We start from the raw sequence: 9,927 nt of genomic DNA on the forward strand, positions 1-9,927 counted from the left end.
GGGCACGCCCGAGGCCGGTGTCGTCCCGGGACTCGCCCCGGGCGCGCTCGACGTGCTGGCCGACCACGACGACCGGCTGCTCACCGCGTACGTCGAGAACGGCGTGTCGAACGGCCTGCTCCGCGCGGCACTCGCGGACCAGACCGGACAGGCACTCGTGCACCCGGTGTTCTTCGGCTCCGCCATGACGGGCGCGGGCGTGGACGAGCTGATCACCGGCATCAGGGACCTGCTCCCTGCCGGCCGGAGCGACACCGGAGGACAGGTATCCGGCACGGTGTTCAAGGTCGAGCGGGGCCGGGCGGGGGAGCGGGTCGCGTACGCGCGGATGTTCTCCGGGGCCCCCCGCACCCGGGACCGGGTGACCTTCGGGGACGACAAGGAAGGCAAGGTCACCGCGGTCCGTGTCTTCGAACGCGGCTCGGACGCCCGGGACGGACTACTGTCCGCCGGCCGGATCGGCAAGCTGTGGGGCCTCGACGGCATCAGGATCGGCGACAGCATCGGCGTGCCGCGCCCGTCGTACGAGCACTTCTTCGCTCCGCCGACCCTCGAAACCGTCGTCGTGCCGAACCGTCCCGCCGACAAGGGCGCCCTGCACACCGCACTCACGCAGCTCGCCGAGCAGGACCCGCTGATCAACCTGCGTCTGGACGAGACGCGCCGGGAGATCTCCGTGTCCCTCTACGGCGAGGTGCAGAAGGAGGTCGTCCAGGCGACCCTGGCCGACGAGTTCGGCCTGGACGTCGGCTTCCGCGAGACGACGACGATCTGTGTCGAGCGGCCCGTCGGCAGTGGCGCGGCGGTCGAGTTCAACGGCGAGGAACCCAACCCGTTCCTCGCCACGGTCGGGCTGCGCGTCGATCCGGCGCCGGTCGGCTCCGGTGTGGAGTTCCGGCTGGAGGTCGAGCTGGGGTCGATGCCGTACGCCTTCTTCAAGGCCGTCGAGGACACCGTGAAGGAGACCCTGGACCAGGGAATCCACGGCTGGCGGGTCCCCGACTGCACGGTCACCATGACGCACTCCGGGTACTCGCCCCGGCAGAGCCACGCGCACCAGGGCTTCGACAAGAGCATGTCGAGCACGGGGGCGGACTTCCGTGGCCTCACCCCGCTCGTCCTGATGGACGCGCTGCGAGAGGCCGGCAGCCAGGTGTACGAGCCGATGCACCGATTCCGCCTGGAGGCCCCGGTGGACTCGCTGGGTGCCCTGCTCCCGGTCCTCGCCGGGCTGCGGGCGGTACCCCGGACGACGGAGACGCGGGGCACCTCGTGTGTGCTGGAGGGCGCGATCCCCGCGGCCCAGGTGCACGGCCTTGAGCAACAGCTACCGGGTCTGACCAGCGGGGAGGGCGAACTGGAGGCCGCGTTCGACCATTACGCGCCGCTCGCGCGAGGCACGGTCCGGGAGCGGCCGCGTACCGATCACAACCCGCTCAACCGCAAGGAGTACCTGCTGAACGTGACACGGCGAATCGGCGGGTGAGCTGCGGGTGATCGGTCCAACGCCATTCCGGAAAAGGTGACTTACTCTCAAGTCAGGAGTCTTGACGGGTCGAAGACGCACCCACGACTGTTGTGCACATGTCGAAGTTGCGTGCGCATCTGCTCGGCGTCCTCGTACTCCTGACCGGTCTCCTGACGACCACCGGAGCTCAGCCCGCCTCAGCCCTCCCCGACGATCTGTGGTTCGACCCGGCCGCCGCCGAGACCCTCACGGTCCAGAACGGCCGCTTCACCGACGGCCTCGGCCGCGAGGTCGTGCTGCGCGGCTACAACGTCTCCGGCGAGACGAAACTCAAGGAGAACAACGGCCTTCCCTTCGCCTCGGTCGCGGACGCCAAGAAGTCCGCGACCGCGCTCCGGGCGCTCGGCGGCGGCAACTCCGTCCGCTTCCTGCTCTCCTGGGCGTACGCGGAGCCCGTACGCGGCCAGGTGGACGCCGCCTACCTGGCCGCGGCCACCGGCCAGATACGTGCGTTCCTGGACGCCGGCATCCGCGTGTACCCCGACTTCCACCAGGACCTCTACTCCCGCTGGCTGTTCGACTCGGACAGCTGGTACACCGGCGACGGCGCCCCCAAGTGGGCCGTCGACCTCGGTGACTACCCCGACGAGTACTGCGGCATCTGCCCGTTCTGGGGCCAGAACATCACCTCGAACGCGGCCGTGACACAGGCCACTTACGACTTCTGGCACAACAAGTACGGCCTCCAGGACGCCTTCCTCGACACCGCCCAGAAGACGATGACGTACGTGAAGCAGAACCTCACCGCGACCCAGTTCGCGGGCGTCGTCGGCTTCGACCCGTGGAACGAGCCGCACGCGGGCACCTACGACTCGGGCCAGACCAGCCGGGCGTGGGAGAAGGACGTCCTGTGGCCGTTCTACGTCAAGTTCCGCGCCCGTATGGACGCGGCGGGCTGGCAGGCCAAGCCGGCCTTCGTCGAGCCGAACCTGTTCTGGAACGCCAACATCGACTTCCAGAAGCAGGAGGGCGGACTGCTCGACGCGACCCTCGGCTCGCGCTACGTCTTCAACACCCACTTCTACGACCAGAAGGCCATCTCCGGCGTCTTCATGTGGGGCAAGGCCGAGGACGGCCAGTACGTCGGCGACTTCGGCACCGTCCGCGACCGGGCCACGGCCACCGGGACGACGGCGATCATCAGTGAGTTCGGGCACCCGCTCAGCGGCTCGGTCTCCGACAAGGCGCCGACGGTCTACAAGGCGATGTACCAGGCCCTCGACTCCCGGGTGAAGGGCGCCAACTGGTGGGCGGATCCCGCGAGTTCGGGTCCCGTCCTGTCCGGCTCCCAGTGGCAGTGGGACATCTACAACGGCCGCCACCGCGAGCTGATGAACGACAACCCGAACGAGGTGCAGACCGAGGGCGACGCCTGGAACGACGAGGACCTGTCCGCGGTACGCCTCGACGACTCCGGCAAGGCCGTGCTGCGCCAGGACGCGCGGATGCTCGACCGCGTCTACCCCAGCGCCACGGCGGGCCGGTCGCTCGCCTTCACCTACGAGGACCGCTCGCGGGACGGCTCCACGACGCTGACGTGGAACCCGGTGCCGAGTTCCCTGCCGAACGTTGCCCAGCTGGTGGGCTCGGGGCAGTACGCGCTGCAGGTCTGGCGCTCCGACGGCAGCGCCGAGCCGACGGAACTGCATCTTCCGGCGTCCTTCCCGAACACGTCGACCACGGTGGTCTCCGACCTCGGGACGGTGTTCGGTCCGCCCGCGTACACCCGCACCACTCCGATCGCCGCGGCGGCCGAGCCGGGTGGCACCGGTAGCCGACGGCTGTTGCTCACCGCGGCGGACTCGGGCGTGCTGCACTACGCCCTGGTCACCAATGGCGCGACCGCGCCGTCTGCTGCGGTGCTGAGCGCGGCGCGGGCGGAGCTGTCCTCGTGGATGGCTTCGGAGTTCAACTAAGGGCTCCGCCGGGGACGGTGTGTCGTCTGCGGGTCCGTTGTGGCTGGTCGCGCCCACGCGGCGGAGCCGCAAAGTGTCACAGCCCCGCGCCCCTTTGGGGCGCCGGGCTGCCGGGCGGAGCAGGTCAGTCGGCGGCCGTCCCCGTCCAGTCGGCAGGGACGTGGGCCAGCCGGACACGCTGGGGGTGGTCGCCGACCGGCACGGACACCGTCTTCTTGCCGGTGTTGAAGTCGATCGCCGTGACCTGGTCGGCGCCGCTCTCGGAGACCACGCAGGACTTGCCGTCACCGCTGACGGTCGCCCAGTACGGCTTGGAGGCTGGGACGAGCGGGCCCTCCTGGAGGGTGGCGCGGTCGACCACGGTCGCGTAGTCGTCCATCGTGCCCGCGACGCACAGCTTCGTGCCGTCGGGCTTCATCGAGATCCCGTGGTGGCGCGAGTCGTTGACCCAGGTGGTGCGGTCCGTGCTGGTCGCCGGGTTCTTCGGCAGCGTCTTGGTGCGGGTGATCCGGTCCGTGGCGATGTCGTACTCGAAGAAGCCGTTGAAGAACGACACCTGGAAGTACAGCTTCGACTCGTCCGGGCTGAAGGCCGCCGGGCGAACCGCGTCGGAGTAGTCGGTGAGGCCGATCGCGTCGAGCCGCTGCCGCATGTCGATGACCTTGACCTGCTTGAACGTGGTCGCGTCGACGACCGTGATCTTCCGGTCGCCCTTCGTCCAGTCCAGCCATGGGGCGTCGGTCGCGGTGTTGACGTCGCCGATCGCCATGTTCCAGATCTGCTTGCCGTCGCTGGTGAAGATGTTCTCGTGCGGCTTGTCACCCGTGGCGAACGAGCCCGTCTGTTTGCCCGTGTTGATGTCCAGCACATGCACGGTGTTGGAGGTGGAGGCCGAGACGGCGACCCGGGTGCCGTCGGGGGAGACCGCCATGTGGTCGGCGCGGAAGCCCGACACGGGGAAGCGCCAGTTGATGTCGCCCGAGGCGAGGTCGATCGAGACCACGTCGGCGAAGCTCGGCCGGGAGACCACCATCGACCTGCCGTCGGGGGTGGAGTACATGTCGTCGACGAACTGGTCGTGACCCTCGCCCACGCTGTTGCGGATGGTCATGAAGGCGATCCACTTGATCGGGTCGGCGTTGATCTCCGCCATCCGCGCGTCCTTGTCCGGGATGACGTTGATCCGGCCGACCTTCGCGAAGTCGCCCGTGGACTTGATGACGTCGGCGGTGCCCTCCCAGTTGTTGCCGACGAACATCACCTCTCGCAGATCCGCGGAGGCGTTCGGTGCGGCGGACACGGTGGCCGGCGCGGTGACGGCCAGGACGAGGGCGGCCGCGATGGACCAGGCGTGCCGGGCTCTGAAGGCAGACATGACCGATCTCTCCTATGTGTGGGGAGCATGACAAGGCCGAGAATCTGAAAACGCGCACGTTCAGATTGGACTTACTGGAAAGTAAGGAGAGGGGCCCGCTCTCCACAAGACTCCGGACAGGACAAGATTGGCCATCGGGCCGATCAGGGAGGTTCAGTGGCGGGCAGGCTCAGAGCGCCGACCGGCCGTTACGGTGGCAAGACCGCCGAGGAGCGCAAGTCCGAGCGGCGTCGAAGATTTCTCGACGCCGGACTCCAACTCTTCGGGGACGCCCCCGGCTACCGCGCCACCACCGTCTCCGCCCTGAGCGAGGCCGCCGGCCTGTCCACCCGCCAGTTCTACGAGGAGTTCCGCACCCTCGAAGACGTACTGGCCGCCCTCCACCTCCAGGTCAACGACTGGGCAGAGGGGGCCGCCCTGGCCGGTCTCGCCGAGGCGGACGGGGCACCGATCGAGGAACGCGCCACGGCGGCCTTCCGCGCCTATGCCGCCAACGTCACCGGCGATCCGCGCCGCCTGCGCATCACCTTCGTCGAGATCATCGGCGTCAGCCCACGGCTCGAACGGCAACGGCTGGCCCGCCGTTCCCGCTGGATCGACTTCGTCTGCGCCGAGGCCACGGCCGCCGCGGTCCGGGGCGAGGCGGTCCCCCGCGACTACCGGATCGCCGCCGCGGCGTTCATCGGAAGCGTCAACGGCCTGCTGCACGACTGGAGTTCGGGTTGGGTCGACGCGAGCCTCGACGAGGTGGTGGACGAACTCGTGGGGTTGCTCCTGGGGATCCTGCGCCCGGCGGGATGGCGTCCGGAGGGCTCGTAGATCCGGGCCGAGGGCCGGGCCCGGTCGGGGACCGGAGAGTTCCGTTTCGGCACGCCCAAGTTCCTCTGTGCGACTACACGTTGACAGTAATCTCGGGCCCAACTATGAGAAGGTGTACGGCCTTCGCATGGCCGGATTTTTCTGGATTCTCCGTGTCCGGCAAGAGGGGTTCGTCCCCTGAAGGGGGTGCCTGATGCGTCATACGCTCAGCCCTGTACGACCAGTTCACGACTGTGCCGCAGCCTGTCCGGTACCGCTGTCGCCCCAGGCCCTGGCGCAGCTGTACGCCCGCTATCTCGAACTGCTCAAGCAGCGCCGCCTGCCCGGGAGCATGACGTTCGAGGAGTACTACACCGTCTGGCGCGCGGGACGACGGGGCGAGAACCTCGTCGGCCTCGACGACGGAGCCCTCGACCAGGGCCCCAGCACCGACAAGCAGCTCATCACCCGGCCGTCGTCCCAACTCCTGGGAACCATCCGGACGTTGGTGCTGCTCGTCGACTTTCCCGACCAGCCGCACGAGGTCGACCACGGCCCCGGCCACTACGACAGCATGCTCTTCGGCCTCGACGAGTTCCCGACCGGCAGCATGCGCTCGTTCTACCGCGACGTCAGCGCCTTCGACACGTCACCGAGCACCGGCATCGACGTCCAGGGCGAGGTGCACGGCTGGTTCCGGATGCCGCAGCCGCTCGCCTTCTACGCCGACGGAAACTCCGGCATGAACGCCAACTTCCCACGCAACTCACAGGGGTTGGCGCGTGACGCCGTACTGGCGGCCCGCGATGCCGGAGTCGACTTCACGTCCTTCGACGCGCTCGACGAAGGAGTCGTCACCGCCCTGTTCGTCATCCACGCCGGACGCGGCGCCGAGCAGACGACCCAGCGCGGCGACCTGTGGAGCCTCAAGTGGACGATCCCCGGCGGCGTCGACGTCGGTCCGGGTCTGTCCGCGCGCACCTTCCTGACCGTCCCCGAGGACAGTGCCGTCGGCGTCTGCGCCCACGAGTGGGGCCACCTCGCGGCGCGCTGGGCCGACTACTACGACACCGGCCGGCAGCAGCTGACCCGCTCGGCCGGACTCGGCAACTACTGCCTGATGGCGGGCGGTTCATGGGGCAACGGCGGGCTGACCCCGGTCTTCCCGACCGCCATGCTGCGCATGTTCCACGGCTGGATCGAGCCCCAGGTGGTGAACAAGACCACCCGGGACATCAGGCTGCGGCCCGCCGCGGAGGACGGCGAAGCGGTGTTCATCCAGAACCCCGCGACCATGTCCGACAGCCAGTACATACTCGTCGAGTACCGTCGCCGTCGCGGCCAGGACGCCTTCCTGCCCGACGAGGGGATCGCCGTCTACGTCGTCGACGAATCGATCGACAACGTCAACGACGAACAGAACCTGGCCATCGAACTCCTCCAGGCGGACGGCCGCGGCGACCTCTCCCGGATGTTCGGCCGGGGCAACCGCGGTGACAGCGACGACCTGTACCCGTTCAAGGACAACACCACCGCCGGCGAGAAGACGGCTCCGGCCCTGAACCTGCCCCAGGGCACCTGGACCGGGGTCACCATCGAGACGGTGGGCACACCCGGGGCCGACGAGATGACGGTGCACGTCACCGTGGCGTAGGAGGCCCGCGCCGGGTCCGCAGCGCCCTGACCTGCGGGACAGGGCGCCAGTGGCACCCGGTGCCTCAGCTTCCTTCGGCCAGCCGGTCCACGGCGGCGAGGACGGGACCCACCCCGTCCTCGTCCCGGAGCCGGCCGGCCAGCGCCTTCGCGCGGCGGGCGTGCACGGGCTCGGCGACGGCACGCGCCACGGCACGGCCGAGCGCCTGGCACCGAGCCTGCGCAGCGGAACGGCCTCCGGAGCCACCCCGAGCGCGACGAGCCGGGCGGCCCAGAACGCCTCGTCGAACTGGATCGGCACGGGCACGGCCGGCACACCGGCCCGCAGCGCGGCCGCGGTCGTGCCCGCACCCGCGTGATGGATCACCGCGGCCATCCGCGGGAAGAGCGCCGAGTGCGGGACCTCGTCCACGGTGAACATGTCGTCCCCGACGGCCTCCAGCCCGGCCCAGCCCCGCTGCACCACACCGCGCACCCCGGCCGCCCGCAGGGCTCGTACGACCTCCTGGCTCAACCGCTCGGGATTCGGCACGGTCGCGCTGCCGAGACCGAAGTAGACCGGGGGAGTCCCGGCGTCCAGGAAGTCCCGCAGTGCGCCCGGGAGTTGGGCTTGGCGGTCGTACGGCCACCAGTAACCGGCGATGCCGAGCCCGGGCCGCCAGTCGCGCGGCCGGGGCACCACCAGCGGGCTGAAGCCGTGCTGGACCGGCCAGTTCTGCCGTTCACGCGCACGCCGGGTGGCACGCGAACCGAGCGGCGGCAGCCCGAGCCGGGCCCGCAGCGACCGCGTGGTGTCGGCGAAGATGCGCTCGACGGCGACATTGACGGCCCGCCCCGCGAGCCGGTTCCCGGCCGGCCCCAGGGAGCGGGTGCCGATCACCGGAGGTGCGAACTCCCCCGTGGGAGCGAGGGGTTGGAGATAGACACCCATGCTCGGCAGCGCGTGCCCCTCGGCGATGGCATGACCGAGGGGCCCCAGCGAACTCGACAGCAGCAGCACATCGGCGGCCCCGGCCGCGGCCACCAGATCGTCGGCCATCCGCCCCACCAGCGACCTGGCCATCTCGACCACCCGGGCCAGCTTCCCGATCCCGGTGACACTGCGATGCAGCGCGAGCCCGCGTACGGACTCCAGTTCGGCCCGCGGATCCACGGGCAGCGGATGAAAGCCCACCCCGGCGGCCGCCACCAGCGGTTCGAAGCACGCGTGCGTCACCACGGTGACCTCGTGCCCGCCCCGCGCCAGCCCGTGCCCAAGTCCCGTGTACGGCGCGGCGTCGCCCCGCGACCCTGCCGTCATGATCGCTACTCGCACGACGGTCAGTATGGCGGCGCCTGCCGTACTGGGCGCCGAGCGTGCCGTGGCCGACTCGGGCCTGCCGTGGACGACACTGCGGGCCGCTCAGTTCCACGACCTGATTCTGAAGATGGCCAAGGGGATGACGAAGCTGCCCGTGATCCCGGTCCCGGGCGGACTCCGGTTCCAGCCGGTCGACTCCCGCGACGTGGCCGCCCGACTCGTGGAACTGACCCTCGCCAAGCCGGCCGGCCTGGTCCCCGATCTGACGGGCCCGACGGTCTACAACCTGGCCGACCTGCTCACCGCCTACCTGAAGGCCCACGGCAAGCGCCGCCCCCTGCTCCCCGTCCGCATGCCAGGAAAGGCAGGCCGCGCCTACCGCGCAGGCAACAACCTCTCCCTCACGAACACGACGATCGGCAAGCGGACCTGGGAGGACTTTCTGGCGGACCAGGTCAGGTGAGCCCCGCGCGGTACGACGTGCCCTGCCCCTTAAGGGGCGCGGGGCTGTGGCATTTTGCGGCTCCGCCGCGTGGGCGCGACCAGCCACGGACGGCCCGCAGCCATCGAACGACAGACTCGGTTCGTCACTGCCGGGCGAGCGAGACGATCAGAACGCCGGCCCCGCCGAGGAGCCCCATCCCGAACACCCACCCCGCAACCAGCCGCCGACGCAACGCCCGATACGCCTCCTCATACTCTCCCCGCAATTCAGCACCCCGCTGAACCGTCCGCCGCCAGGAAACCCGTGCAAGCGACACGTACTCCTCCACGAACCGCTCCTCGACCTCGGCCCGCTGACTGTCGGTGAGCCACCCGAACTGCCGGGTGAAACGGCCCGCTTCGGCCCGCCCCTCACCCCGGGTGGCCTCGATCAGAAGATGCCCCTCCAACTCGTGGATCAACGCCCCTGTATCGACCGGCCGTTCGTCCATCGCCGTCACCGCGGAACCCTCTCCGGCGCAGGCAACTGCCCGGCCACGGCACCGATTTCGGGATGGTGCAGGTCGAACGCCGGGGACTCGGAACGGATCCGCGGCAGGACGACGAAGTTGTGCCGCGGCGGCGGGCAGGAGGTGGCCCACTCCAGCGAACGGCCGTAACCCCACGGGTCGTCGACCTCGACCTTCTCGCCGTACTTGGCGGTCTTCCACACGTTGTAGAAGAACGGCAGCAGGGACAGCCCGAGGACGAAGGAGAAGATGCTGGACACCGTGTTGAGGACCGTCAGCCCTTCCACGGCCAGATAGTCGGGAATCCGGCGCTGCATTCCGTTCGTGCCCAGCCAGTGCTGGACGAGGAAGGTGCCGTGGAAGCCGATGAACAGCGTCCAGAAGGTGATCTTGCCGAGGCGTTC

Annotated in this window: 7 protein-coding genes and 2 pseudogenes; 5 read left to right on the forward strand and 4 right to left on the reverse strand. The window is 69.6% G+C overall.

The genetic code is table 11. The features are described 5' to 3' along the window. Both O3Q52_RS40875 and O3Q52_RS40880 read left to right on the forward strand, forming a co-directional pair. Positions 1-1,486: GTP-binding protein (locus O3Q52_RS40875; protein ID WP_269653622.1), on the forward strand; the 1,486-nt coding region annotated here is incomplete at its 5' end. Positions 1,487-1,584: 98 nt separating this feature from the next. Further along, the gene (locus O3Q52_RS40880) at positions 1,585-3,444 is read left to right on the forward strand and encodes a cellulase family glycosylhydrolase (protein ID WP_269653623.1); all 1,860 of its coding nucleotides are present in this window, start codon (positions 1,585-1,587) and stop codon (positions 3,442-3,444) included. 124 nt (positions 3,445-3,568) lie between these two features. Here O3Q52_RS40880 and O3Q52_RS40885 read toward each other — a convergent pair whose 3' ends face one another. Next, positions 3,569-4,819 carry a YncE family protein gene (locus O3Q52_RS40885; protein WP_269653624.1) on the reverse strand — a complete coding sequence of 417 codons (1,251 nt, stop codon included), beginning with the start codon at positions 4,817-4,819 and terminating at the stop codon, positions 3,569-3,571. A gap of 156 nt (positions 4,820-4,975) precedes the next feature. Here O3Q52_RS40885 and O3Q52_RS40890 point away from each other — a divergent pair, with 156 nt between their 5' ends. Both O3Q52_RS40890 and O3Q52_RS40895 read left to right on the forward strand, forming a co-directional pair. Continuing rightward, the gene (locus tag O3Q52_RS40890) at positions 4,976-5,638 is read left to right on the forward strand and encodes a TetR/AcrR family transcriptional regulator (RefSeq protein WP_269653625.1); all 663 of its coding nucleotides are present in this window, start codon (positions 4,976-4,978) and stop codon (positions 5,636-5,638) included. A 193-nt stretch (positions 5,639-5,831) separates the two neighbouring features. Beyond that, positions 5,832-7,271: a M6 family metalloprotease domain-containing protein gene (locus O3Q52_RS40895; protein ID WP_269653626.1), complete on the forward strand. Its 1,440-nt coding sequence runs from the start codon at positions 5,832-5,834 to the stop codon at positions 7,269-7,271. Between the two features lie 64 nt (positions 7,272-7,335). On the opposite strand, the pseudogene O3Q52_RS40900 reads toward O3Q52_RS40895, so the two are convergent. Continuing rightward, positions 7,336-8,570, reverse strand: a pseudogene (locus tag O3Q52_RS40900) (glycosyltransferase). Between the two features lie 43 nt (positions 8,571-8,613). On the opposite strand from O3Q52_RS40900, the pseudogene O3Q52_RS40905 reads away from it, so the two are divergent. Further along, positions 8,614-9,033, forward strand: a pseudogene (locus tag O3Q52_RS40905) (SDR family oxidoreductase); the annotation flags it as partial. A gap of 124 nt (positions 9,034-9,157) precedes the next feature. Here the strand turns inward: O3Q52_RS40905 and O3Q52_RS40910 are convergent. After that, positions 9,158-9,505 (reverse strand): hypothetical protein, encoded by a 348-nt coding sequence (locus tag O3Q52_RS40910; protein ID WP_269653627.1) that lies wholly within the window; start codon positions 9,503-9,505, stop codon positions 9,158-9,160. A gap of 5 nt (positions 9,506-9,510) precedes the next feature. Next, the coding region (locus tag O3Q52_RS40915) for a cbb3-type cytochrome c oxidase subunit I (protein WP_269653628.1) at positions 9,511-9,927 on the reverse strand (417 nt) is incomplete at its 5' end.

Source organism: Streptomyces sp. ActVer (genome assembly GCF_027270795.1).
In the GTDB taxonomy this organism is placed as follows: Bacteria; Actinomycetota; Actinomycetes; order Streptomycetales; family Streptomycetaceae; genus Streptomyces; species Streptomyces umbrinus_A.